The organism is Caballeronia sp. INML3B (assembly GCF_023631305.1).
Taxonomy (GTDB): Bacteria; Pseudomonadota; Gammaproteobacteria; order Burkholderiales; family Burkholderiaceae; genus Caballeronia; species Caballeronia turbans.
This window is the reverse complement of sequence record NZ_JALQDI010000044.1, coordinates 35331-60540: the sequence shown is the minus strand read 5'-3', so window position 1 is coordinate 60540 and position 25210 is coordinate 35331. Positions and strand designations below refer to the sequence as shown.

Below are 25210 nucleotides of genomic sequence, written 5' to 3'. Positions count from 1 at the left end.
GTTGGGCCTATGAGGGCGACACTTAGGCAGCCCACGATCACATGGCACGCGTGGCCAAACTGCGTGTGACCGCGGGCGTGTGGAGCTGCTTTCTTTGGTTACTTTCTTTGCAGCAGCAAAGAAAGTGACTGCCGCCCCGCATAGGGGCAGCGCTAATAAACCACGAACAATACGGGATCCGGCAAAAACCCAAGCAAACCACCAAAACCCCCCCGCCCCTACTTCCGCGGCGCAATCCCACAAGCCTTATAAGCATCCCTCTGCAAGTCACGAAACTTCCTCGTCTGAGCCTTCGCGCGATCGACCCGAAACTCCGCCCCACCTTCCCCACCCAGCGTGGCGTATTTAGAAAACGTAGACTGCTCGACGTAGTCATCATAAGTAAGCACATCAGCGATCTTGTCGATCGCACAAGAGCACTTGTACACGTTGGCGAAATCGTGCCCATTGTCGTCCATGCATCCGAGCACATATTCCACGCGTCCTTCGGTGGGATAGTCGTGAGTCCTGGCGGGCGCGCCACCGCCCCCAGCACCCGTCGCTGCAAGCGAAAGCGGCGAAATCAGCGAGAGGCAGGTGAGCACCGTCAACGCGCAGCAACGTGGGGTCATGCGATAAGCCTCGTAATGTCGTCGATTCGAAGCGGCCGGCACGCAAACAACATAAAACGCACCGGCCATGCACATCAGCTCGGCGAGAACGGATGCGACATCGTTCCCTTCTTCGATACTACCTCCTGCGCGGAAGGCTCGCCCGCCACCGCGCGCGCAATGGCCTCCTTCGTCGCCTGATAGTTGAAGTCGTGGATCTTCTGGTCGTTATCCGCCTCCCAGTGGATGAACACGCCAACGCAGATGAACAGGTCGTCGGCTTCATCGGCGGGAATGACGCCGCCTTCCACGCTGTCCGCAACGGCCATCGCCACCGCACGCTGCGCCGGGCCGAACATCTGCACCGCCTGCTTCGCGCCCTTGATCGTCACCTTGTTGAAGAGAATCGTGTTTGGCTTGGTCAGCAGATTCGGCGCGACCACCGCGAGCAGCGATGTGAAGCCATCCTTGTTGTTCGTGAGCGCGTGGCAGAACGCGGTCTCGGCAGCCGAACCTCTCGGTCCGATGATCAAGTCGATGTGCGCGACTTCATTGCCATCGCCGACGAGCGACTCTCCCACCATGACGCGGTTGATCTTGGCCATGCTGTTCCTCCAGTGATGTGTGGTTCCAGGGACTAGCGACTTGCTCTCGACTCGCGACGGTCAGACCCAAAGCCGCGCAAGGCTCGCGGTTCGCCCGATTTCCGATGCGACCGCTCAACCGCGAACTTCCTAACATGTTCCGTGCCAATTTTTGATCCGCGCGGGCAGACTTCATGCATTCTTCGACGACGCCACCAGCGCGACGAAGAGCGTCGCCACCGCGAGGTCCGCGCTCGTGCCCGGGTTGATGCCGCGCGCCTTCAGTTCGGCGTCCCAGTCATCGAGCGCCCGCGACTCGACGGGACTGCCCGACATGCGCCATTGCGCGCGATGCCGCACCGCGTCGCGCGTGACACTTTGCGCCACCGCCGCGCCCTGCTTGCGCACTATGTGCGAATCGGGCCAGCCCGAGAGAAATGTAAGGAATGCGTCGAGCATCGCGCGATGCGCCGTCGATGCCGCGACTTCGCCCGCTGCGTCGAGGCCCGCGCCGAAGACTTCGGCGAAACCGTTCTCATACTGACGCGCGATGCTGTCGCGATCCGCCGCGAGCGTCATCGCCGCGCGCAGAGTCACGGTCGGCGGCGCGTGCACGGGCTGCTCGGGCGCGTCGCCGAGGCCGCCCGGATTGGCGAGCGCAATCGCGCGGTAGGCGAGGCGCGCATCGTCCACATCAAGGTCCGCGAGCACGCGTTGCGTCGCCCCATGCCAGCGCGCCGCGTCGATCGATGCGTTCGCATCGAAAGCATCGAGCGCGGCGCACAAGGGCGCGGCAAGCAGCACGATGCCGAGATTCGTATTGCAGCCGACCGCATCGAACGTGCGGCGCACGGCGTCGAGAATGCGCGCGCCCACGCGTGCGTGCGGCGTGAAAAGCCCCGCCGCCGCCGTGCCCGCGCTCGCGATGAATTGCGCCGACGTCATGCCGTGCCCCGCGCTCGCGACGCTCACATTTCCCGGTTTTCTCGTCTCCACGTCGAGCAGGCACGCGCGCAGGAACGCGGTGCGCGCGCGCACGGCGAGCGGTGCGTCAGAAGCGTTCATCGCCGCTGGCGAGCGCGAGCGCGCCCTTCGATGCGGGCAGCTTGCGATCGAGCAGGTCGTCGACGAGCAGCGCCGCGATATCGACCGGCGTCACCGATTGCAGGCCGCGCCATGCCGCGACGCCATTCACTTCGAGCACGACCGGACGCTCGTCCTCGGACGGAATCAGATCGACGCCTGCATAGTCGAGCCCGAGCGCCGCGGTCGCGCGCACGGCGACGTCCGTGAGCGCGGGCGACAGTTCCGCCGGCTCGCAGCGCGCGCCGCGCGCATAGTTGTGAATCCAGTCCTCGCCGCCAACGCGCTTCATCGCAGCGACGGCCCGCCCGCCGATCACGAGCACGCGCCAGTCGAAGCCGGGCGCGCCCGCATCGACATAACGCTGCAGATAGGCCACCTGACTGAACGATTTGAGCGACGGCAATCTCAAGCCGGGTTTCTTCAGGCCTTTGCCCTGCGACCCGAAAAGCGGCTTCATCACCACCTGCCGCCCGGCGGCCGCCTCGCGCATCAGCACGCGCTGCGCATGCGCCGGGGATTCGCCGGCCCACGTCGCGGGCGTCGGCACGCCGTAGCGATTGAGCAGAAAGCTCGTCATCGACTTGTCGACGCTGCGCTCGATCGCGCGAGCATCGTTATAGACGGGCACGCCGCACTCGCAGAGCGCGTGCAGGATGCCGAGGCGCAACGTCACCTGCTCGAAGGTGCCGCCCGCGATGCCGCGCACCAGCACCGCGTCGGGCAGCGTGTGACCGAACCCGGGAATCGCGAGGCCGTGCGGCTTCCATGTCGTGTCGATGCGGCAGTCCGCGAGATCGACGCAGCGCGCTTCCACATCGCGCGCGCGGAAGGCTTTTTTCAGGCGGCCGGTGTGCCAGCCGGTTTCATCGGTCATGATCGCCACACGCAATGCAGGCAAGGTCATGACGCGTCTCCGAGCCATTGCGCGTCGAGCAGCGGCTTGTCGACCCTGCCGCCGTGATAGGTCGCGCCGCTTTCCAGGCTCGACACCCACACTTGCGCGGGCGCGAAGAGCGCCGGGTCGATCTGATAGAAGTCGTAGTTGAACGACGTGAAGATGTCGGCGAACGGACGGCCATAGTCGCGCGCATTCGACGACGGCAGTTCGGCGGCGAGGCGCTTCGCGGCCGCGTCGCTTTTCACGGTCAGATGCACGCGGCCGCCGTAGAGAATCGCGTCGTTGGTGCGGCCCATCGCGGCGATGCCGTCGGGCGCGGGCGGCGGAAGCGGCGCGCTGCCGCTGCCTTCGACGACTTCCCCCAGATCGACGCCCAGCACGTGCGTCTTGTGCAGCGCGACTTCCACGACGCGCGCGACGACCTGCACCGTGCCCGCGACAGATTGTGTCGGCGTCACGGCGATCACGAGATGCTCCGGCGCGAGGCCGCAATCGTTGAGCACCTTGTCGATGACGACCTGCGGCGGCAGACGATCCACTTCCATCACGAGCGCGCCGCGATCGTGCCGGTCGCGATAGCCGAGCTCGTCGAAGAGCGGCTCCTTGCACGCGAGTGCGCGCGCCGGGCCCGAGCCGAGCGAGAAAAATTTCTTGCCGCCCGTCTGCTCCTTGGTCGCCGACAGACTCCAGCCCGCGTACTGGCTCGCGAGGCATGCAAGCACCGGATTGCTCGTATGCACCTCGATGAAGTCAGGCCAGAGCGGCGCGCTATCGTAGGCGACGCGACGCGCGACGCGCCCGAGACCACCCATGCAGATGCGCGCGATCAATATGCCGGCCTCGGCGCTGCCTTTGGCATTCACGCCCGCATCGACGATGACGGTGCCGCCGTCCGTGCGAGTCACATCGACGCGAAGGCGCGCGGCATCGTCGATGAGACGCGCGACGAGCCGCGCACTCGATGCGTTGACGCTCACCGCGCCGTCAGCCTGAAAAGTCGAAGTCATGATGTACAGAGGGTTTCGATGCGTTGCAGAATGCGCGCGTGCTCGCGATCCAGCGCGTCGCGCAGGTCGCAAAACGCGGGCGCGGACACGGTCATCGTGCAGACCGGCTGGCCCGCTTCGATTCGCGCGCCGGCGAGCGGCACGTCGTGGCACGCGGGATCGTCGAAGCATGCGTCGCTGAATGCGCGCGATGCGGTGAAGCCTTCGCGCGCGAACACGACGCGCTGCCCCGCATGAAGCGATGGCGTGCGCGCGGCCGTGTCGGACGTGTGCGGCAAGTCGCCGTGCAGACACGCATCCAGATGCGCGCCGATCAAGCCGCGCGGCCACGCGTCGGGCCAGGCGGCTTCGTAGAGCGCCATCGTCGAGGACGGGCGCGTGTTGATTTCGAGCACGCTGAACGTGTCGCCGTCGAGCAGGAAGTCGATGCTGTTCAGGCCAGTGAGGTCCGTTTGCCAGACGATCCTGTCGATGGCCTCGACGATGCGCGCCGCGATGTGCCACGGCAACTGCACCGGCCCGAGCGAGCCCGCGTGCACGAAGGGCAGGCGTCCCGCAGCGACTGTCAGTTGCTCCGCGAAGCCGATCACCGCGGCCTCGCGATGGGCGGCGACGAAAAGCGCGGACATCGAGCGGCCTTTCGCGAGCCGCTGAAAATACGCGCCGGCGGGTGCGCGCTCGACGTCCTCGGCCCATTCGATATGCGTGCCGCCGCAACCGTCGGAGCGCTTGACGAGCCAGCCGCTGCGATCGGCGGGAGGCGTGTAGCGCACATCCGGGTGCGCGACCTGCGCCTCGTCGAGCAACGCGAAAAAGCGCCGCGGATCGCGTACCGCGGCCGCCTGCGCCCCGTTGCCGATGAAGCGCGGCACGCGTGGCGCGCGCGCGAGTTCTCCCGCGAGCGGTTCGAGGCCGCTCGTCACGATGAGACCGAGCATGCGCGGCAGGCGCGCCGCGCGTTCGAGCGCATCGTAGAGACGCGCGCGATCGATCGAGAGTCCGTTGCCGCCGATATCGAACCACATGCCCGCGTGCGCGCGCGTGTCGCGGTCGCCGAAAATATCGAGCGCGACGACATTCAGCCCCGCGCGCGCCGCCGATTGCGCGACAAGCCGCGCCGACAATCCCGCGACGGCGACGCGCGGCGCGCGGGATTCATCGGCTGAAGTCATGAGCTTTGTCCGGCAACGATCGCGCGGGCTTCGTCGAACGCTTCGGGAAAGCCGAGATAAACGGGTTTGCCGCCGGTGCGCATGCGCAGGAAGAGACGGTGTTCGGCCTGATACTTCACGTTGCCGATCGCGAGCGCGCCGATGCCTACGGCGTCCGCGCGCGCGGCGCCCGCGAGCGGCTTGCCGTCGTCCATCACGTTGACGCCGGCGATGCCTTCGGGCGGCACGGCGTTGACATCGGCGGCGATCAGCAGGTTCTTCGCGTGGGCGAGATCGGCGGAGGTCATCACCTGCACGCCGGCCACGGCGGTGGCGAACACCACTTCCGCGCGGGCGAGCTCGCGATGCAGTTGATCCGGCGAGCCGGTCGCGATGCCCGACGTCGCGATATCGAAGCGGCGATTGATCTCGTCGCTCACCTGCGTCGCGCGCGAATGGCTCGAATGGCTCGCGACGGCGACGTCCGCGCCGAGCGATGCGGCCATCGCCGCCGCCACGCGCCCGACTGCGCCCGTGCCGCCGAGTATGAGCACGCGCTTGCCGCCGAGATCGACCGAATGCGCGGCTCGCAGATGCTTTTCCGCGAGCGCGACGAGCGCCGCGGCCGTCGTGTACGCGCCGCTCGGATCGGCGAAGACGGAGACCTCGAAGGGCGGGACCATCGCGTTGCGGGCTTTTTCGAGCATGTCGGCGGCGAGCATCACGTCCCGCCCGCCGATGAAGATGCCGGTGCGCGACACGCCCTTCGGCCCGCGCGAGAAGATCGCGTCCTGCGTGAGCTGCACGACGCTGTCCTCGTCGACATTGCAGTAGGGCACGAGGATCTGATAGCCAGCGTCGGCGGCCATGTTCACGTCGAACGGGCTCATTTGCGGCGTGCTGGTGAACATGTGCAGGACGTAGGGTCGTTCGGTGGCTTCGGGCATGGCGATGGACTCGTTGGGCGTTGGTGTCGATTGAATCTGTCGATGCGCGCTGCGTGCTCAGGCCGCGTTCGCGCCGTGATGACGATGATCGGCCGCGCGCCACGTCGCGCCGCGATTGCGTCCCGCGGCGACCGTGAACGTGAGCGGCACGCCTTGCGAGACGCGTTGCGCGGCCGCGAGCGCGCGCCCGGCGTCCTGTGCGCTCGCGACGAACGCGAAGCCGACCGGGCCCCACGACGTCTGGCCGATGCCCGCTTTCACCTCGGCGGCGACGGCTTCGAGCGCCCGCGCCACGGCGGGGCTTGCGAACACGCCGCCTTGCACGGGCGCGAAGTATTCGCCGATGGTCTGCTGCAGGTCGCAGAGGGCGTCGGCGTAGGTGTCGAAATCGCTTTCCGCGACGGCGGGCAGGATGCGCATCAGCACGAGATGGGAGAGATGCGCGGCGAGCGTCGCGGGGAAGGGCGCGAGCGACGCGAGGCCGCGCTTTTCTTCGTCGCCGTGGAGGCCTTCGCGCGAGGTGTCGTCGATGAGCAGCACGCGCCATGCTTCCGGGAACGGCTGGCGCGCGATGAGCGGCGGCAGTGATGTGGCGGACGCGTTGCGTACGTCGCGCCCGCCATCGACGATCAGGCCGCCGTGATCGAATCCATGTATGCCGATGCCGGAGCGCGCGCCGCGCCCGAGTATGCGGGCGATATCGGCGGTGGTGGTGGCATGGCCGCGCACGCGGGCGAATGCGGTTCCTAGCGCAAGTGCCAGTTGTGTGCCGGAGCCGAGGCCCGTGTGGGCGCGCGGTGTTTCGTGTACTTCGATATCGACTGTCGGGCCGTGGCCCATTGCCGCTTCGAGTTGCGCGAGATGCTGTTCGATGCGTTCGCGCTGGCCGTCGTTGATCGTGCCTTCGATGATCGGGGTTTGTCTCGATGCTGGCGCTTGCCGCGCGGTGAGTCGCGTTCCGTGGGCGTCGATGGCGAGGCCCGCGCTGCCGAAGGCGCGGCCCAGCGAGCCGTTCGGATCGATGAAGCCGAGATGCAGGCGCGATGGGGATTCCACTGTGATCGCCGCGGGCGATATGCGTCGGGAGGTGGTCGGCATCGGGGTGGGCTTCCTCTTAAGCGCGGGTTTTTTTTACGGCCTTTTGGATAGGCAAATCCTGTACCAGGAGGGTTTGGGTTTTTTTTTCGCTGGATCCCGTATTGGTGTTGGTCTATTAGCACTGCCCCTGTGCGGGGCGGCAGTCACTTTCTTTGCTGCTGCAAAGAAAGTAACCAAAGAAAGCAGCTTGTTAGGCCCGCGGTCACACGCAGTTTGGCCATGCTTGCCATGTGATCGTGGGCTGCCTAAGTGTCGCCCTCAAAGGTTTGACCGGGCTTGGATCGCGCACGGTCTGACAAGCTAGTACTCAAAAGACGCTGGTTCAGCACCAAATAGCGCCGGCACAGCGCTACGCGCTGCCGCTGGGTTTGCAAGGGAAACCAACGGTGTACAGGGGCAGTGCATTGAGGTGGAAGCGTCAGCAAAGAAGCGCACGCGGACCCGATTGACCCAACGGCCGCGAAGCGGGCTGGAGCTATTTGGTGCTGAACCGCTCCGCTGTGCGACGCGCGGTGACAGACCGTGCGCGATCCAAGCCCGGTGTGGCCTATGAGGGCGACACTTAGGCAGCCCACGATGGGCTGGCAAGCGTGGCCAAACTGCGTGTGACCGCGGGCGTGTGGAGCTGCTTTCTTTGGTTACTTTCTTTGCAGCAGCAAAGAAAGTGACTGCCGCCCCGCACAGGGGCAGTGCTAATAAACCAAAAAGAAATCGGGATCCGGCGAAAGCCGTTCTTCGCAGCAGCAAAAAAAGCGACTGCCGCCCCGCAAAGGGGCAGTGCTAATAGACCAACACCAAAACGGGTCCCGCCGAAAGCAAAAAAGCCCTACGAAGCCTCGTCATACTTGATATAGCGAAACCGCTGATCATCGGAAGGTGTCCCATCCAAAGGCCCATCTTCCTTCCCCGGCTGCCACTGAATAACTTCTTCGATCTTGGAGGCCAGAGCAAAGTCCTTATCAGTGATCCCTTTAGCGGAATGCGTCTTGAGCTTGACGATAACGAACGCATAAGAAACGGTGAGGTCCGGATGATGCCACGCCGCTTCCGCGAGATGCCCCACGGTATTGACGACCATGAGCGTGCCTTTCCAGCTTTCGGTCTTGAACTTGCGCCTGAGCCAGCCATCCTCCACGTACCAGTGCTTGAGCGCGCCAGTCAGACGTTGCTTGATTTCCTCGTCGGAATAGACCTTTTCGGCTTGAGCCATGGCAAAGCCTCCATAAGAGAGCAGCGAACCACCCAAGTATGCGCCAAACAAAACATGCTGCATCGCGTCATGTCACACGATCCGCCGCCGCCGTTCAATTTTTCGCGTATTTGACACAGTATGTGTCGCCACCCGACAAGCACCCGTCCGCTTGCGACACCTTTCCCCGCCCAATTCCCGATTTGAAGCTGTGCAACTTAAACCGGCATGGAATATGCAATTGGCCTCTCTACGCAAGCGTCCGGCTATGTACCGGACCAAGCGCAGCTCGTTACCTGCATTTGAAGGCGCGCACGATGCAACCTGGTAGCGTGGTCATCCCTGGGTCGGAGGCATCACCATTCTGGAGGAGACATGAACTTACGCACCCTGGTTCTTGGACTGGCGGTGGTCGCGACGGCTGGCCTGAATTCATATGTGGCCCAGGCCGACTCGCAGCTCGACAGCCTGATCAAGAATCCCTCGAACTGGGCGGCGCAAGCGGGCGATTATTCGAATCACCGCTATAGCACGCTCAAGCAAATCAACGAAAACAACGTCGGCAAGCTACAGGTTGCCTGGACCATGTCGACTGGTGTGCTGCGCGGCCATGAAGGCTCGCCGCTCGTCATCGGCGACACGATGTACATCCACTCGCCGTTTCCCAACAAGGTTATCGCCATCAACCTGAAGGATCAGACCTTCATCTGGCAATACCAGCCGAAGCAGGACAATCAGGTCATCTCGGTGATGTGCTGCGATACGGTCAACCGTGGCCTTGCATATGGCGACGGCAAGATCTTCCTCCAGCAAGCCGATACGAAGCTCGTCGCGCTCGACGCCAAAACCGGCGACGTGGTCTGGACCGCGCAGAACGGCGATCCGAAGAAGGGCGAAACAAACACCAACGCGCCGCACGTTTTCGGCGACAAGGTGCTGACCGGCATCTCGGGCGGTGAGTTCGGCGTGCGCGGACGTCTCGTCGCATACAACATCAAGGACGGCAAGGAAGTCTGGAAGGCATACAGCGTCGGCCCCGACAACGAAATGCTGATCGACCCGCAGTCGACCATGACCTGGGCCGACGGCAAGATGGCGCCCGTCGGTGCGGACTCGTCGCTCAAGAGCTGGCAGGGCGATCAGTGGAAGTACGGCGGCGGAACGACGTGGGGCTGGTACGCCTGGGATCCGAAGCTCAACCTTGTGTACTACGGCTCGGGCAATCCGGGCACGTGGAACCCGACGCAGCGTCCGGGCGACAACAAGTGGTCGATGACGATCTTCGCGCGCGATCTCAACACGGGCAAGGCGAAGTGGGTCTATCAGATGACGCCTCACGACGAGTGGGACTACGACGGCGTCAACGAGATGATCCTCTCCGATCTGAACATCGCCGGCAAGAAGGTGCCGGCGATCGTTCACTTCGACCGCAACGGCTTCGGCTACACGCTGAATCGCGAATCGGGCGAACTGCTCGTCGCGCAGAAGTACGACCCGGCGGTGAACTGGGCCGACAGCGTCGATCTGAAGAGCGGTCTGCCGATCCGCAATGCGAGCTATTCGACGCAGAAGGCCGGTCCCGATCACAACGTCAAGAACATCTGCCCCGCGGCGCTCGGCTCGAAGGACCAGCAGCCGGCCGCATTCGATCCGAACTCCAGCTTGTTCCTCGTGCCGACGAATCACGTCTGCATGGACTACGAGCCGTTCCAGGTCGATTACGTGTCGGGTCAGCCGTTCGTCGGCGCAACGCTCTCGATGTACCCGGGCCCGAACGAGAACGGCGCAATGGGTAACTTCATCGCGTGGGATGCGGCGAAGGGCAAGATCGTGTGGTCCAAGCCGGAGAAGTTCTCGGTATGGTCCGGCGCGCTCGCGACCGCTGGCGGCATCGTGTTCTACGGCACGCTCGAAGGCTATATCAAGGCAGTGCGCATCAAGGACGGCAAGGAGCTGTGGAAGTTCAAGACGCCGTCGGGCGTCATCGGCAACGTGTTCACGTACCAGTACCAGGGCAAGCAATATGTCGGCGTGTACTCGGGCATCGGCGGCTGGGCCGGCATCGGCATGGCGGCGGGTCTCGAGAAGTCGACGGAAGGCCTGGGCGCGGTCGGCGGCTACAAGGAGCTCGCGAAGTACACGGCGCTCGGCGGCACGCTCTTCGTGTTCGCGATTCCCGGCGGTTGATCCGCGTAGTTGATGTGCGCCAGTCGATGGCGATGCGCGGCGGCTGCAACGGCCGCCGCGCCGAAGTACCCCTATATACAAGACATGTTCAAGGAGTCAGACGTATGAAAGGCCGATCACTCTTGCTGCTGGCGATGACGCTCGTTGCGTCGTCCGCTTCGTTTGCCCAGACGCCTGCGGGCACGGGGCAAATGAAGCCGGTCGCGTACAAGGTCGTCGATGGCAACAAGGTCGACAACGACACGCTGCAAGGCTGGAAGACCTGGCGCGCGCTGGCGTGCGAACGTTGTCACGGGGCGAAGCAGGAAGGGATGGTCGGCCCGTCGCTGATCGATGCATTCAAGACGCTGGACAAGAACGAGTTCCATCGCACGGTATTCGGCGGGCGCGTGGACAAGGGCATGCCCGATTTCAGTTCCAGTCAGATGATGCAGAAGAACTGGGAGAACCTCTTCGCCTATCTGAAGGGACGCTCCGATGGCAAGATCAACCCGGGCGACCTGCAGGCAATCGATGCAAAATAAGGACGTTGCACGGCCGATGAACGGCTAACGTCCGATGATTGCTCTCATACCCGGAGGTGTCGATGTCTGATCGTAATGCAAGCCGCGCCGCTTCGTTCCGATTCCTGGCCGCGCTGTGCGCGGCATTCGCGACGTTCTCGGCGCAACAGGTGCTCGCGCAAGGCGCGGGCGGACCACCCCCCGACTTGCCGAATAACGATGGCGCGGACGGCGTGCTGCGCGTGTGCGCCGATCCCAACAACATGCCGCTCTCGAACAAGAAGGGCGAGGGTTACGAGAACAAGATCGCGAGCCAGATGGCCAGCGATTTCGGCTACAAGCTCGAATACACGTACTGGCCGCAACGCATGGGATTCGTGCGCAACACATTGCGTGAGAAGGTGCCGCAGACGGAGCGCTTCAAATGCGATCTGATCATCGGCGTGCCGAAGGGCTACGAGCTCACTGCGACCACGCGTCCCTATCTGCATTCCACCTACGCGATGGTGTTCCCGAACAAGCCCGAATACGCGAGCATCAAATCGCCGTCGGACCTGATGAATCTGCCGCCCGAGCAGTTGAAGAAGATGAAGCTCGGCATCTTCGTGAAGAGCCCCGCGACGGACTGGCTGCTCAGTCATGACCTGATCGGGCAGGCGGTGTCGTATCAGGGGCAAAGCGGCGATCCTGAGGCCTTTCCGGGCGAGATGATCGAGCGTGATCTGGCGCAGGGCAACGTGGATGCGGCTTTCGTATGGGGGCCGATCGCGGGCTACTTCGTGAATCGCTCCGATAACAAGGTCCGCCTCGTGCCGTTCCCGCCGGGCCAGCCGATCCGTTTCGATTATGAGATTTCGATGGGCGTGCGATACGGCGAAAAGGCGTGGCGTGACAAGGTCGATAACTGGATCGCATCGAATCAGCCGAAGATCGATCAGATTCTGTCGAGCTATCAGGTTCCATTGCTGCCGTTGCAGCCGGTAAGCGCGCAATGAAGCGAACATACGGGCGTTCCCTTCGCGCGTGGGCCGTTGCGTGCGCTGCGCTGTCGATGTCGGCCGGTGTGGCCGCAGCCGATGCGCCGGCTGCGGGCGCGTCCGCGCCGGGCGTCGACATCAAGCCGGCCGAGCAGTTGATCTTCATGCAGCCGCACATGAACGGTGTCGAGCCGCAGACCGAGCTCGACTACGCGGTGGATTATTCCGGGCCGCCATCCCGGGTGAAAGATACGCTGCGCGTGCTCGTCGTGAGTCCGGGTAACAACAAGAACGACGCGCATGTGTCAGATCGGACCGGCGACGTGAATGTGCCGGGCGGGCTGCCGTGCAATCCGGCGATCATCTATTTTCTCGAGCACGACATCGCGGAGATGGAGCAGTTGACGGGCGGTCAGCGGCGCTATTTCCAGCAGCGCGTGCGCATGGCGCTTGCGGCGGGGCCGGCGATCACGCCAGTGTCGAGTGAGTCGCTTGGGCTCGGCAAGCATGAGAAGGCCCGGCAAATCGTCATACAGCCTTATTTGAACGATCCCAATGCCGAGCGCTTTAGCAAGTACACGGGCAAGCGCTATACGTTCGTCATGGCCGACGATGTGCCCGGGCGGTTGCTCATGATTCGCACCGAAGTGCCGGGGGAAGGTAACGATTTTGCACATCCTTTGCAGAAGGACACGATTGCCTATCAGGGGATGTTCAGAAATATGAACCAGCCGGGGAGTGCACCGGTTAAGGCTTCGAATGCGCCGCGGGCTAGTCGGTGAATCGGTTTTTTTTCGCCCGATCCCGTTTTGTCTGTGGTTTATTAGCGTTGCCCCTATGCGGGGCGGCAGTCACTTTCTTTGCTGCTGCAAAGAAAGTAACCAAAGAAAGCAGCTTGTTAGGCCCGCGGTCACACGCAGTTTGGCCACGCGTGCCAGCCGATCGTGGGCTGCCTAAGTGTCGCCCTCATAGGCCCAGTCGGGCTTGGCTCGCGCACGGTCTGTCGCCCCGCGTCGCATAGCCAATTGGTTCAGCACCAAATAGCTTCGGCACAGCGCTACGCGCTGCCGCCGGGTCCACAAGGGAAACCAGCGAAGCACCCACGCAGTGAGATGGAAGCATTAGCAAGACATTACGGGCGGACCCGATTGACCCAACGGCCGCGAAGCGGGCCGGAGCCATTTGGTGCTGAACCGCTCCGCTGTGCGATGCGAGGCGACAGACCGTGCGCGAGCCAAGCCCGGTTAGTCCTTTGAGGGCGACACTTAGGCAGCCCACGGTCACCTGGCAAGCATGGCCAAAGTGCGTGTGACCGCGGGCGTGTGGAGCTGCTTTCTTTGGTTACTTTCTTTGCAGCAGCAAAGAAAGTGACCCCCGCCCCGGGGAGGGGCAGTGCTAATAGTCCGATACGAAATCAGGATTCCATAGAAGCCCAAGCGAACCCCAAGCTCCCCCAAAAACCCCTTGTGAATTTCATCCGTTCCCTAACCCTGCGCCAGCTACAAATCTTCGTGATAGCAAGCCGCTGTCCGAGCTTCGCACGCGCAGCCGAGGAACTGCACCTGACCCAGCCCGCAGTATCGATGCAAATCCGCCAATTGGAAGAAGCCATCGGTCTGCCGCTGTTCGAACGCGTAGCCCGCCGTCTCGCGCTGACGGAAGCCGGCGAGCGGCTCTCGCATCACGCAAGCCGGATACTCGGCGAAATCAAAGACGCCGAAGACGCGATGATGTCGCTCACGCAAGCCGACAGCGGCTCGATCGCGGTAAGCATCGTCAGCTCGGCGACATACTTCGCGCCCAAGCTGCTCGCGCTATATCGCCAGCAGTATCCGAAAGTCGATGTGCATTTCTCCGTCGGCAATCGCGAGACGCTCCTGCGTTTGCTGCAAGACAATGCGACCGACCTCGCCATCATGGGCCGGCCGCCGCCCGAGCTCGGCACCACGGCCGAGCCGCTTGCCTATCATCCGCATGTGATCGTTGCGCCGCTTTCGCATCCGTTGCGTCATGCGAAGGCCTTCGATCTCCAGGAACTCGCGAACGACACGTTCCTCCTGCGCGAGCCGGGATCAGGCACGCGTGCGGTCGCCGAGCATGTATTCCGGCAGAACCTTTTCGTGCCCGCGCGCAGCGTCACGCTCGGCAGCAACGAAACAATCAAGCAGGCCGTGATGGCGGGAATGGGCGTGAGCCTCATCTCGCTCCACACGCTTTTGCTCGAATTGCGCACTGACGAAATCGCCGTGCTCGACGTGAACGGCACGCCTGTCGAACGGACCTGGCAGCTCGTGCACTCACGCTCGAAACAACTTTCGCCGACCTGTCTCGCATTTCGTCGCTTCCTCCTCGAAAACGCGGAGCCGTTCCTCGAGCGCGAATACGCGCAGTTCGGCTTGCGCAGACCCAGACGCCTCGCCGAATCAGGCGGCGTCCGATGAGCGTCGCCTTCGCCTGGCGTCATGGCGTCTTCGTCATACTAATTGCATGCGCAGCTATCGCGCATGGCGAGCCAGTGCTTTCGATCACCCAGATCGCGCCGGGCGATTACGCGCATCGCGGTCACGACGATATCGCGACGCCCGACAACGGCGGCGATATCGCGAACGTGGGCTTCATCGTCGGGACGCGCTGCGTCGCGGTGATCGACACGGGCGGCACGCTCGCCGAAGGCCGCGCGTTGCGCGCCGCGATACGCGCGGTCACGCCGCTGCCGGTTTGCTATGTCATCAACACGCACATGCATCCGGATCACATTTTCGGCAATGCGGCATTCAAGGACGATCATCCGCAGTTCGTCGGCAGCGTGGCGCTCGCGCAGGCCGAAGCCTCGCGTGCGGACAACTACATGCGCGCGCTGAACCGCGAGCTCGGCAGCGCGGCGGCGGGCAGCGAGATCGTCGCGCCGACGATGACGATCGACGGCGTCGGCACGCTCGACCTCGGCGGACGCACGCTCACGCTGCGCACATGGAAAACCGCGCATACCAACAACGATTTGACGGTATACGATGAGAAGAGCGGCACCTTGTGGACGGGCGATCTTTTGTTCGTGCGCTGCCTTCCCGTCGTCGATGGCAGCGTGACCGGCTGGCTCGACGATATTGCGCGCATTCGCCAGATGAATCCGCGTCATGTCGTGCCGGGGCACGGTCCGCTCGACCCGCCGTGGCGGCAATCGCTCGATGCCGAAGAACGCTATCTCGCCGATCTGGCGCGCGATGTGCGTGCGGCCATCAAGAAGGGCGAAACGATCCGGCAGGCCGTCGATGGTATCGGCATCGACGGGAAGGATGCGTGGCTCCTCGCCGACATCTATCACCGTCGCAATGTGACGGCCGCTTACGCGGAGCTCGAATGGGAGCAGTAGTGCAGCATTGGAGGGACATCATGAAGACAACATGGTCCGGCACTCGCGCGGTGACGGTCGCGACCCTCGCCGCCGCGCTCTTCGCGCCGTATGCCGCGCGAGCGGCGCAACCCGACGACGATCCTGAGAAAGTGGTGCGCTGGCTCGACTTCAAGGAAGGCACGTTCAAGGGCCGCGCGATCGACCCGCACGGCGATGCGGTCATCAAGCTCGATGCGCCCGCGCGCGCGGCGGATGCCGCCGTCGTGCCGATCGCGGTCAACGCGCAATTCCCCCAGACGCCCACGCATTACATCAGGAAGCTCTATCTTTTCATCGACGAGAATCCCGAGCCTTATGCGGGTTCGTTCGAGTTCACACCGGAATCGGGACTCGCGACGATCGAAACGCGCGTGCGCGTGGAGGACTACACGTTCATGCGTGTGATCGCCGAGACCAACGACGGCAAGCTCTATAGCGCAATTCGCTTCGTGAAGGCATCCGGCGGCTGCTCCGCGCCCGCCGACAAGGACGAGGACGCCGCCGAACGCACCGCGGGACAAGTCAGGATTCAGGCCGAAGGTCAGGCCGTCGCGGGCAAGCCCGAACTCGCGCAATTGATGGTGCGCCATCCGAATCGCACCGGCATGGCGATGAATCAGGTCACGCGCAACTACGCAACGGCGTATTTCATTCGCAAGGTCTCGGTCACGTATGCGGATAAACCCGTGATGATCGCGAATGTCAATTTCTCGATCAGCGAGAACCCGAATTTCCGCTTCTATTTCGTGCCGGGCGGCAGCGGCGAATTGAAAGCGCATATCGAGGATACGAAGAACAAGCAGTGGGACGGCGCCGTGGCGATCAGCGCGCAACCGGGCGGCGCGCAAACATCGGCGATGAAATGACGGCGAGCCGCTGGCGAGCGCTCGTTTGCATGCTGCTCTTCGCGTTGAGCACGCTCGCGCGCGCGGCGATGAGCGGCATGCCCGCGCCCGTCGCGATCGCGCCGGGCGTGTACGCGTTCCTTGGCGACAACGATGCGGTTGCGCCCGCGAATCACGGCATCGTCGCGAACAATGGCTTCATCGTCGGGCCGGAGGGCGTGACCGTGATCGACACGGGGGCGTCGTATCGCTATGGCCGCGCGATGATCGAAGCGATCCGCAAGATCACGCCGTTGCCGGTGAAGCTCGTCATCATCACGCATCAGGCGCCCGAGTTCGTGTTCGGCGCGGCCGCGTTCCGTGACGACGGCGTGCCGATCCTCGCACACGCGCGCGCCGCGCAACTGATCCGCGAGCGCTGCTCGATCTGCCTCGCCAATCTGCGCAAGACGCTCGGCGAAGATGAAATGGCCGGCTCGCGTGTGACGGTGCCCGACAAGACGGTGAACGGCACGACGGAAATAGAGAGCGGCGGGCGCCAGCTGCAATTGCTGCACTTCGGGCCCGCGAGCACGCCCGGCGACCTCGCCGTGCTCGACACGCAAAGCGGCGTGCTCTTCGCGGGCGGGCTCGTCTCGAACGGACGCATCCCCGAATTGCGCAACGAGCAGATTCCCGGCTGGCTCGCCGCGCTGGAAAACCTGCATGCCCTCGACCTGAAGACGGTTATTCCGGGCTTCGGCGCGCCCTTGCGAGGCGACGGCATCATGCGCACGGGCGACTATCTCCGCGAACTCGATGCAGCGGTGAAGCGAGCCTACAAGAACGGCGTCGGCCTCACCGAGGCGATGCATACCGTGCAAGTGCCCGCGTTCGAGCATGACAAGCTCTATGCGATCGCGCAGCCGCAGAACGTGCAGCGCATCTATCTTCAGCTCGAAAAGCAGTAAACCGTTGCCGCATCTTTCTCTCTAACGCCGTACAACCACCAGGAGACACGACGATGGCTCAGCTCGTAGCGCTATACAAGAACCCGTCCGACCCGAAAGCATTCGACGAATACTATGCTTCGACCCATGCGCCGCTTGCGAAGACGCTGCCGGGCTTGCGGCGCTACGAGATCAGCACCGGGCCGGTCGTGGCCGCGTCGGGCGATTCGCCCTATCACCTCGTCGCGCTGTTGCAGTTCGATTCGCTCGAAGCGATCCAGACCGCGCTCGGCTCGCCCGAAGGCCAGAAGACCGCCGGCGATCTCGCCAACTTCGCTCAGGCTGGCGTCGAGCTATTGATGTTCGATTCGAAAGAGGCCTGATACCGCTCACGCCTTCGGAGACGCAAGTGCGTCTTCCGAAGCGCATCGTCTTTCCTCGGTTCATTTCCCCGCAACGCATGACCCGCATCGCCGAATGGGGATGCTGCACGGTTTTGTATCCATCGATACAATACGTTCTGTATCAGCCGATATAAAACATCGGCCCCTTCGATTTCGATGGAGCAGCATCATGGCGCGACCGCGCAATTTCGACGAGGACAGCGTGCTCGATGCCGTTGCCGAAGCGTTCTGGACGCACGGCTACGAAGGCACGTCCACGCGCGACCTCGTGCAGTACACGGGGCTCACACAACCGAGTCTCTATAACGCTTTCGGCGACAAGCGCGCGCTCTTTCTGCGTGCGCTCGATCACTATCTCGAGCACACCTTGCGCGAGCGCATCCAGCGGCTCGAATCGTCGATGCCGCCTGACCGGGCCATTACCGCCTTCTTTCGCGAGATCGTCGAGCGTTCCGTGTCGGACGAACATCGGCGGGGCTGCATGCTGGTCAACGCGGCGCTCGGGATGTCGCCCGAAGACGAAGAATTTCGCGAACTCATCGCCGAAGAGATGTCGCTGATGCGAGCGTTCTTCGAGCGCTGCATGAAGGCTGGCCTGAAGAGCGGCGCCATCGAGCGCGTGATGTCCGCCGACGCCGCCGCCACCAGCCTCCTCGCGGTGCTGCTCGGCGTGCGCGTGCTGGCACGCGTCGATCCGAAGCCTGCGTTGCTGAGCAATGCCGTCGGACCGACGCTGGCGATGCTCAAGCTGCCGCCTCTCGGCCTGAGCGCCGGAAAGCGCTAAACCTCTCGCACCTTTTTTACGTCACTTTGTCCGGCCGCGTGCACGCGCACCTGGCCGCAGGAGTCGTCATCATGTCGGATCAAACGGTATCGCCTATTCGCAGCGGTCAGCACACTTCGCTCGATGCCCGCGCGCTTTTCGCGATGCTCGCGGGCTTTTGCGCGAGTCTCGTCGCGATCGGGCTCGCGCGCTTCGCTTACACGCCGCTCATTCCGCCGCTCATCGAAGCGCACTGGTTCACGTCATCGCAAGCGGTGACGCTCGGTGCTGCGAATTTCGCGGGATATTTCGCAGGCGCGATTTTCGGCCGCGCGATTGCCCGGGCATTCACCAATCGACACGCGCTGCGCCTCTTGATGGCGATCGCAACGGCCGCGTTCTTTGCGTGCGCGTTTCCGCTATCGATCGCGTGGTTCTTCGCATGGCGCTTTCTGTCGGGCTTGTCCGGCGGCGCGATCATGGTGCTCGTCGCAACGACGATCCTGCCGCATATCCCGCCCGCGCGTCGCGGCTTCGCAAGCGGAATGATCTTTATCGGGCTGGGCTTCGGTATCGCGGCATCGGGCACGCTGATTCCAAGGCTCCTGCATCACGGCCTGCACGATACGTGGATGGGTCTCGGCATGTTCTCGCTCGCGCTAACCGCAGTCGCGTGGTTCGGCTGGCCTGCGGCCAATGCGCCCGCCGTGGCTGCGCAAGCCGCCACGATGCAAGCCGATGCGCTCGGCGGCGCGCGTTTGCGGCTCCTGTACGCGCAATACGCGGCGAATGCACTCGGTCTCGTGCCCGTGATGATTCTGCTCGTCGATTGCATCGCGCGTGGCTATGGACGCGGCGCCGAAGTGGGCGCGAGCTATTGGGTGCTATATGGCGTCGCGGCGATCTTCGGGCCGCTCATCTGCGGGAATGCGGGCGATCGCATCGGCTTCGGCATGGCGTACCGGTTCGTGCTGGCGCTGCAGGCGGGCGCAGTGGCGTTGCTGGCGCTATGCGCGAATCCGTATGTGATCGGTGTCGCGACCGTCGCGCTCGGCGTCTCCACGACGGGCATCGTGCCGCTCGCGCTCGGCCGCGTGCATGAGCTCCTGCCGCACGATCATGTCGAGCAGCGCGCGGCGTGGAGCCGGGCGACATCGGCATTCGCGCTGTGCCAGGCGCTCGCGGGATATGGCTATTCGTTCCTCTTCTCGCATACGCATAACGACTACGCGCTGATCTTCGCGTGCGGTGCCTTTGCACTGGCAGTCGCGTTCGTCGCGGACCTCATCGTGAACCGCAAGCGAGTCGAAGCCTAATCGATCCGGCCGGAGGACGAGTCGCCGGATTCGGTCTCCGGATCGGTCACGCTCAGGTCTTCGCGCCGATGATTGATCGCGAGAAATACGCTCATCAACACGAGAAACGCGACGACGAGCATCGCGGCATTAATGAGCACGCGCTCATAGCCGAGTTCCGTGACGTTGATGAATGGATAGGAATAGAAATCGGAAAGTCTTCCGCGCCATAACGTGATGCAGAGATAAGACAGCGGATAGACGAGCCAGAGCGCACATCGTCGCAATGACAGATGAAAACGCGGCACGAATAAAAACCAGTACAACGCCGCGAGTGCGGGCACGATCGTATGCAGCGATTCATTGACGAGCGCGCGATAACCTGAAGGCGTCCAGAGATATCGCAGCAACGCGTTATAGGCTATCCCGACGAACACGATATACACGACGATCGCCGTAATCACTGTGGGCCTGCGAAAAAATCGCGCGATGGGGAAGTGCGCGCGTGTCGCGACGCATGTGAAGCAAAGTGCGGTCAGCAGTACGGTGACGTTCGTCAGATAGCTGCTCATGCGAGCGATGCCATCGAACACGGTGAAGCCGCGATGCACCACGCGCGCGATGGTGATATCCGTTTGCGCGGCGAACGCGAGCCACGCGATCATCGCGATGGCTGCGGCGAGCGCGAGCGACGCGGTGCTCGGCGTGTGAAGCGGCAACTCGGGCTCTTGCCGCGGCGGTGTGGGAGATGCATTCGGCATGAGGCCCATTTTACGTGTGCGGCAGTCGTGATCGGCAATGCGGCAGCATTCGGGGTGCATGCTGCGCAAGTTAGCGCCCGCGATAGCTCGTTTGCGCTCGCGCCGCTAGAGCGGGATCGAATCAGATCGGATTACTTTCATATTACGAGATATTGAAAGGAGGAAGACTTTCGGGCGTCGCGGCGCCCGGGTCCGGTGCGCAGGTGAGGTCCGCGCAGCGCGTCAAACAACACGACGTAATTCCTCTTTACGCACTGCGTCCATGACCGGGCCACCAACGCCTTCCGAATCGAACCTTCAGCCAAGCTTGCCTACCGCATCCCGCAACGCCGTCCGCAGCCCCTCCTCAACCACCGGATGATAAAACGGCATCCGCAACATCTCATCGACGGTAAGCGTCATTTGCAAAGCCCACGCAAGCAGATGCGCAATATGCTCCGCATCCGGCCCGATCCATTCCGCGCCGACGAAGCGGCGGCTCGCGCGATCGACATACACGTGCATCAGCCCGCGATTCCTGAGCATCACGCGGCTGCGCCCTTGATCCTCGAAGCTCACTTCGCCCGTCACGAAAGTGCCTTGCTTTAGGTCCACGTAACGCGCACCGACCATCGCAATGCCCGGATCCGTGAACGCAATCGCGATCGGCGCGCGCCGCTCGACCGCCACGACATGCGGATAACGCGCTGCATTCGTCCCTGCGGCGCGACCTTCGTCGGCGGCTTCGTGAAGCAGGGGCAGCACGCCGTTCGCATCGCCCGCGATGAATACCGGATGCGTGCCCGCCTGCAAGGTCAGCGCATCATGGAGCGGCGATCCATCGTCATCGAGTGCGAGGGACGTGTCGTGCAGACCAAGCCCGCCGACATTCGGCTTGCGTCCCGCGGCCACGAGCACATAGTCGAACGTGTCCTCGATCAGCTCCCCGGCACCGGAGACATAACGCAGGCGCACCTCATCGCCTTCGCGCAAAGCGGCTTCGACTTGCGCACGCGGCTCGAAATGAAGCGCTTCTGCGAATACACGTTCGGCATAGCCGCGCACATCCGGATCGCTCAAGGGCCCGACGCGTCCGCGCGCACCCAATACCGATACCCGCACGCCGAGCCGCGCCAGCGCCTGACCCAGTTCCAGCCCGATGACACCCGCGCCGATCACCGCGACGCGCTTCGGCAGGTCGTCCCATGCGAACACGTCGTCGTTGATGACCGCGCGATCGCCGAGCGCGCGATACATCGCGGGCATGACGGGGCTCGATCCGGTCGCGATCACGACGCTCTTCGCGTGCACTCGCGTGTGCTCGCCCACTTGCAGCAAGTTGTCGTCGATGAAACGCGCATAGCCGATGAGCTTGTCCGCATCGGGCATCGCATCGACACCCGCAACGACGAAGCCCACGAAGCGATCGCGCTCACGCTTCACGCGCGCCATCACCTCGCGCCCGTCGATAAGCACCGCGCCGTCGATATGCACGCCGAATGCATCGGCGTGAGTCGCGTGATACGCCGCGTCGGCCGCAGCGATGAGCAGCTTCGAAGGCATACATCCGACGCGCGCACACGTCGTTCCGTGCGCGCCGCCTTCGATGAGAATCGCCGAGGCGCCCGCCGCCTTCGCCGCGCGATACGCGGAAAGTCCCGCGCTGCCCGCGCCGATGATGGCGACATCCGTATGGATCGTGTTCATGATGAAGTCCCGAATGGTTGTTGCATTTGCAACCATCATGACGCGCGCCACACGAAACGCGAATGCTCGTTCGGATCGATTTCCTGCTCGATCGTCTCAGACGACGGCGCGATGAAGTCATGTATTCATCTAGACGTCTCATGCGCGTCACTGTCTCGTCATGTTCGCTTCCTAGAATCTCCCGAACGTTTCAGCGCGCCGTTTGAGCGCGCCCATCGAGGGAAGCTATGGACGCAATTCGCATCGAGCGTCTCACCAAGACGTTCGGAAACGGCCGCAAGGCGCTCGATTCCGTCGATCTGCGCGTGGAGGAGGGCGAAATGGTCGCGCTCATCGGCGCATCGGGGTCCGGCAAATCGACGCTCCTGCGGCACATCGCGGGCTTCACGGCATCCGACCCCGCGCCATCGCACGTCACGTTGCTCGGCCGGCCGATCCAGCAGAACGGCAGGATCGTGCGCGAAGTGCGCCCGATCCGCCGCGACGTCGCCTTCGTGTTTCAGCAATTCAATCTAGTCGGACGCCTTTCGGTGCTGACCAACGTGCTGATCGGCGCGTTGTCGCGCGTATCGCTGTGGCGGCGTCTCGCGGGCCGCTTCCCGCGCGGCGAGCGCTCGCTCGCGATGGAATCGCTCACCGCGATGGGCATCGGCGAGCACGCATTCGAGCGCGCGAGCAATCTGTCCGGCGGCCAGCAGCAACGCGCCGCACTGGCCCGCGCGCTCGTGCAGCGCGCGCGCATCGTGCTCGCCGATGAGCCCATCGCATCGCTCGATCCCGAATCGGCGCGCCGCGTCATGGAGTTGATGCAGGCGCTCAATCGCGAGCACGGCCTGACGGTCGTCGTGTCGCTGCATCAGATCGATGTGGCGATGAAGTACTGCCCGCGCACGATCGCGTTGCGCGATGGCCGCGTCGTGTTCGACGGCGCGAGCGAGCGCCTCACGTCCGCCGTGCTGCGCGAGCTGTACGGCTCGTCGGCGGACGAACTGCTCACGCATCGCAGCGCGCCGAGCGCGCACACGCAAGCTTCGCAGGCATTCGCCTCGGCCGCGGGCGTTTAAGTTTCGAACCGAACATCAACCCTGGATCGCATCATGAAAACAGCCCGTCTCTTCCTGGCCGGCGCCGCGCTCGCGTCTTGCCTTCTGACGCAGACCGTTCTTGCCGAGACGATCAACTTCGGCATCATCTCCACCGATTCGTCCGCCGCGCTCAAGCAGCGCTGGCAGCCGCTCATCGACGATCTGAACAAGCAGACCGGCCTCGACGTGAAGGCGTATTTCGCGACCGACTATGCGGGCATCATCGAGGCGATGCGCTTCAACAAGGTGCAGATCGGCTTCTTCGGGAATGCTTCGGCGATCGAAGCCGTCGATCGTTCGAATGGCGAAGTCTTCGCGAAAGTGAAGTACAAGAACGGCGAAGCGGGCTATTACTCGCTGCTCATCACGAACGCGAACAGCAAGTGGAAGTCGCTCGATCAGGTGCTGAAGAACACGAAGGACATCAATCTCGGCTTCGGCGATCCGAACTCCACGTCGGGCACGCTCGTGCCTTCGTACTATCTGTTCGCGAAGAACGGTATCAATGCGAAGCGCGCGTTCAAGAGCGTGTTGCCGTCGAGTCATGAGGCGAACATGCTCGCGGTCGTGAACGACAAGATCGACGTCGCGACCAACAACACCGACATGCTCGACACCATCAAGAAGCAGCATCCGGAGCTGTATCCGAAGGTGCGCGTGCTGTGGAAGTCGCCGCTGATCCCGTCCGACCCGCTCGTGTGGCGCCGCGATCTGCCGCAGGCGACGAAGGAAAAGCTGCGCAGCTTCTTCGATCACTACGCTGAAAAGGATCCGCGCGAGCAGGCGGTGATGGCTTCGATATCGGGTTATTCGGGCTTCGCGGATTCGTCGAACGCGCAGCTCGTGCCCATTCGTCAGATGTCACTCTTTCAGAAGAAGGAGCAGGTGCAGAACGATGCGCATCTCGACGCCGCCGACAAGGAAGCGCAGCTCGCAGCGCTCGATCAGAAGATCGCCGCGCTCGACAGCACGGCGGCGAAGTAAATGAAGCCGCTCGACGTAGCCACGTTCGAGGCCGGCGTCGTCCGGCCCATCACGACGAGCGCACCCAGGCGAAGCTGGACGTCGATGCTCGGCTGGATCGTCGTCATCGCCGTGCTCGGGCTGTCATGGAAAAGCGCGGACATGCGTCCGCTCGATCTGCTCGGCGCATCGGGCAACATGAGCGAGTTCGCACGCGACTTCTTTCCACCCGACTTCACGGAATGGCGCACGTATGCGCATGAAATGATCGTGACGCTCGCGGTCGCGGTGTGGGGCACGGCGCTCGCGCTGGTTTGCGCAGTGCCGTGCGGCTTGCTTTCGGCGCAGAACATCGCGCCCGCGTGGGTCTCGCAACCGGTGCGACGTTTGATGGACGCGTGCCGCGCGATCAACGAAATGGTCTTCGCGATGCTCTTCATCGTCGCGGTCGGGCTCGGTCCGTTCGCCGGCGTGCTCGCGCTTTGGGTGCATACGACGGGCGTGCTCGCGAAGCTTTTCGCGGAAGCGGTCGAGGCCGTCGATTCGAGGCCCGCCGAAGGCGTGCGCGCCACCGGCGCGAGCAGTCTCGATGAAATCGTCTACGGCGTGCTGCCGCAGGTGTTGCCGTTGTGGATCTCGTTCGCGCTGTATCGCTTCGAGTCGAACGTGCGCTCCGCGATGGTCGTCGGCATGGTGGGCGCGGGCGGGATCGGCGTCGTGCTCTATGAGGCGATCCGCTCGTTCAACTATGCGCAGACATGCGCGGTGATGCTGATCGTCATCGTGATCGTGTCGCTGATCGACCTCGTATCCGGCTGGGTGCGCGAGCGCGTGATCTGAGCTGCGTCACGACATCAGGACGTGGCGGCAT

General features: G+C 63.5%; 25 protein-coding genes. 14 read left to right on the top strand and 11 right to left on the bottom strand.

Annotated elements, in window-relative coordinates; genetic code table 11:
- Positions 1-218 precede the first annotated feature (218 nt).
- The 9 genes from NCS58_RS20605 to NCS58_RS20565 form a co-directional block, all read right to left on the bottom strand.
- Positions 219-611 carry a hypothetical protein gene (locus NCS58_RS20605; RefSeq protein ID WP_061121952.1) on the bottom strand — a complete coding sequence of 131 codons (393 nt, stop codon included), beginning with the start codon at positions 609-611 and terminating at the stop codon, positions 219-221.
- 74 nt (positions 612-685) lie between these two features.
- Positions 686-1195, bottom strand: coding sequence for a formaldehyde-activating enzyme (gene fae / locus NCS58_RS20600; RefSeq protein ID WP_061121951.1), 510 nt, complete (start codon positions 1193-1195; stop codon positions 686-688).
- 171 nt (positions 1196-1366) lie between these two features.
- Positions 1367-2239: a triphosphoribosyl-dephospho-CoA synthase gene (locus NCS58_RS20595; protein ID WP_061121950.1), complete on the bottom strand. Its 873-nt coding sequence runs from the start codon at positions 2237-2239 to the stop codon at positions 1367-1369.
- Complete coding sequence (locus tag NCS58_RS20590; protein WP_250477512.1) at positions 2226-3164, bottom strand: RimK family alpha-L-glutamate ligase; 939 nt, start codon at positions 3162-3164, stop codon at positions 2226-2228. Before NCS58_RS20590 ends, NCS58_RS20595 begins: the two co-directional genes overlap by 14 nt.
- Complete coding sequence (mch, locus tag NCS58_RS20585; RefSeq protein ID WP_061121948.1) at positions 3161-4165, bottom strand: methenyltetrahydromethanopterin cyclohydrolase; 1005 nt, start codon at positions 4163-4165, stop codon at positions 3161-3163. Before mch ends, NCS58_RS20590 begins: the two co-directional genes overlap by 4 nt.
- On the bottom strand, positions 4162-5337 hold the full coding sequence (locus NCS58_RS20580) for an ATP-grasp domain-containing protein (protein ID WP_061121947.1): 1176 nt from the start codon (positions 5335-5337) through the stop codon (positions 4162-4164). The genes mch and NCS58_RS20580 overlap by 4 nt, the downstream gene beginning before the upstream one ends.
- The gene (locus NCS58_RS20575; RefSeq protein ID WP_061121946.1) at positions 5334-6263 is read right to left on the bottom strand and encodes an NAD(P)-dependent methylenetetrahydromethanopterin dehydrogenase; all 930 of its coding nucleotides are present in this window, start codon (positions 6261-6263) and stop codon (positions 5334-5336) included. Before NCS58_RS20575 ends, NCS58_RS20580 begins: the two co-directional genes overlap by 4 nt.
- 57 nt (positions 6264-6320) lie before the next feature.
- The gene (locus NCS58_RS20570) at positions 6321-7361 is read right to left on the bottom strand and encodes a beta-ribofuranosylaminobenzene 5'-phosphate synthase family protein (RefSeq protein WP_061121945.1); all 1041 of its coding nucleotides are present in this window, start codon (positions 7359-7361) and stop codon (positions 6321-6323) included.
- Positions 7362-8187: 826 nt separating this feature from the next.
- Entirely contained in the window at positions 8188-8571 is a 384-nt protein-coding gene (locus tag NCS58_RS20565) for a 4a-hydroxytetrahydrobiopterin dehydratase (protein WP_061120721.1), read from the bottom strand.
- Between the two features lie 354 nt (positions 8572-8925).
- Between NCS58_RS20565 and NCS58_RS20560 the strand changes: the two genes are divergently transcribed.
- The 11 genes from NCS58_RS20560 (at position 8926) to NCS58_RS20510 (ending at position 19865) form a co-directional block, all read left to right on the top strand.
- Positions 8926-10737 carry a methanol/ethanol family PQQ-dependent dehydrogenase gene (locus tag NCS58_RS20560; protein ID WP_250538869.1) on the top strand — a complete coding sequence of 604 codons (1812 nt, stop codon included), beginning with the start codon at positions 8926-8928 and terminating at the stop codon, positions 10735-10737.
- 104 nt (positions 10738-10841) lie between these two features.
- Positions 10842-11261 carry a c-type cytochrome gene (locus tag NCS58_RS20555; RefSeq protein WP_061120723.1) on the top strand — a complete coding sequence of 140 codons (420 nt, stop codon included), beginning with the start codon at positions 10842-10844 and terminating at the stop codon, positions 11259-11261.
- Positions 11262-11323: 62 nt separating this feature from the next.
- A complete protein-coding gene (locus tag NCS58_RS20550) occupies positions 11324-12235 on the top strand; it encodes a substrate-binding domain-containing protein (RefSeq protein WP_061120724.1) in 912 nt (303 codons plus the stop codon).
- The gene (locus NCS58_RS20545) at positions 12232-12999 is read left to right on the top strand and encodes a hypothetical protein (protein WP_061120725.1); all 768 of its coding nucleotides are present in this window, start codon (positions 12232-12234) and stop codon (positions 12997-12999) included. The genes NCS58_RS20550 and NCS58_RS20545 overlap by 4 nt, the downstream gene beginning before the upstream one ends.
- Before the next feature lie 684 nt (positions 13000-13683).
- The gene (locus NCS58_RS20540; protein WP_061120726.1) at positions 13684-14658 is read left to right on the top strand and encodes a LysR family transcriptional regulator; all 975 of its coding nucleotides are present in this window, start codon (positions 13684-13686) and stop codon (positions 14656-14658) included.
- On the top strand, positions 14655-15587 hold the full coding sequence (locus NCS58_RS20535) for a quinoprotein relay system zinc metallohydrolase 2 (protein ID WP_061120727.1): 933 nt from the start codon (positions 14655-14657) through the stop codon (positions 15585-15587). The genes NCS58_RS20540 and NCS58_RS20535 overlap by 4 nt, the downstream gene beginning before the upstream one ends.
- Positions 15588-15607: 20 nt before the next feature.
- Positions 15608-16474, top strand: coding sequence for a quinoprotein dehydrogenase-associated SoxYZ-like carrier (locus tag NCS58_RS20530; protein WP_061120728.1), 867 nt, complete (start codon positions 15608-15610; stop codon positions 16472-16474).
- Positions 16471-17403 carry an MBL fold metallo-hydrolase gene (locus tag NCS58_RS20525; RefSeq protein ID WP_061120782.1) on the top strand — a complete coding sequence of 311 codons (933 nt, stop codon included), beginning with the start codon at positions 16471-16473 and terminating at the stop codon, positions 17401-17403. The genes NCS58_RS20530 and NCS58_RS20525 overlap by 4 nt, the downstream gene beginning before the upstream one ends.
- A gap of 53 nt (positions 17404-17456) precedes the next feature.
- Positions 17457-17765, top strand: a complete 309-nt coding sequence (locus tag NCS58_RS20520) for an EthD family reductase (RefSeq protein ID WP_061120729.1) — start codon at positions 17457-17459, stop codon at positions 17763-17765.
- 190 nt (positions 17766-17955) lie between these two features.
- Positions 17956-18570: a TetR/AcrR family transcriptional regulator gene (locus NCS58_RS20515; protein ID WP_061120730.1), complete on the top strand. Its 615-nt coding sequence runs from the start codon at positions 17956-17958 to the stop codon at positions 18568-18570.
- Positions 18571-18641: 71 nt separating this feature from the next.
- On the top strand, positions 18642-19865 hold the full coding sequence (locus tag NCS58_RS20510; RefSeq protein WP_061120783.1) for a YbfB/YjiJ family MFS transporter: 1224 nt from the start codon (positions 18642-18644) through the stop codon (positions 19863-19865).
- Here NCS58_RS20510 and NCS58_RS20505 read toward each other — a convergent pair.
- Both NCS58_RS20505 and NCS58_RS20500 read right to left on the bottom strand, forming a co-directional pair.
- Positions 19862-20605 (bottom strand): Pr6Pr family membrane protein, encoded by a 744-nt coding sequence (locus NCS58_RS20505; RefSeq protein WP_250477511.1) that lies wholly within the window; start codon positions 20603-20605, stop codon positions 19862-19864. The genes NCS58_RS20510 and NCS58_RS20505 overlap by 4 nt on opposite strands.
- Before the next feature lie 297 nt (positions 20606-20902).
- Positions 20903-22291 (bottom strand): dihydrolipoyl dehydrogenase, encoded by a 1389-nt coding sequence (locus NCS58_RS20500; protein WP_061120785.1) that lies wholly within the window; start codon positions 22289-22291, stop codon positions 20903-20905.
- Positions 22292-22518: 227 nt separating this feature from the next.
- On the opposite strand from NCS58_RS20500, the gene phnC reads away from it, so the two are divergent.
- The 3 genes from phnC to phnE all read left to right on the top strand — a co-directional run bounded on the left by phnC (position 22519) and on the right by phnE (position 25179).
- Entirely contained in the window at positions 22519-23355 is an 837-nt protein-coding gene (gene phnC, locus NCS58_RS20495; RefSeq protein WP_061120731.1) for a phosphonate ABC transporter ATP-binding protein, read from the top strand.
- A 33-nt stretch (positions 23356-23388) separates the two neighbouring features.
- Positions 23389-24360: a phosphonate ABC transporter substrate-binding protein gene (gene phnD, locus NCS58_RS20490; protein ID WP_250477510.1), complete on the top strand. Its 972-nt coding sequence runs from the start codon at positions 23389-23391 to the stop codon at positions 24358-24360.
- 84 nt (positions 24361-24444) lie between these two features.
- Entirely contained in the window at positions 24445-25179 is a 735-nt protein-coding gene (phnE, locus tag NCS58_RS20485; protein ID WP_250477514.1) for a phosphonate ABC transporter, permease protein PhnE, read from the top strand.
- Positions 25180-25210 lie beyond the last annotated feature (31 nt).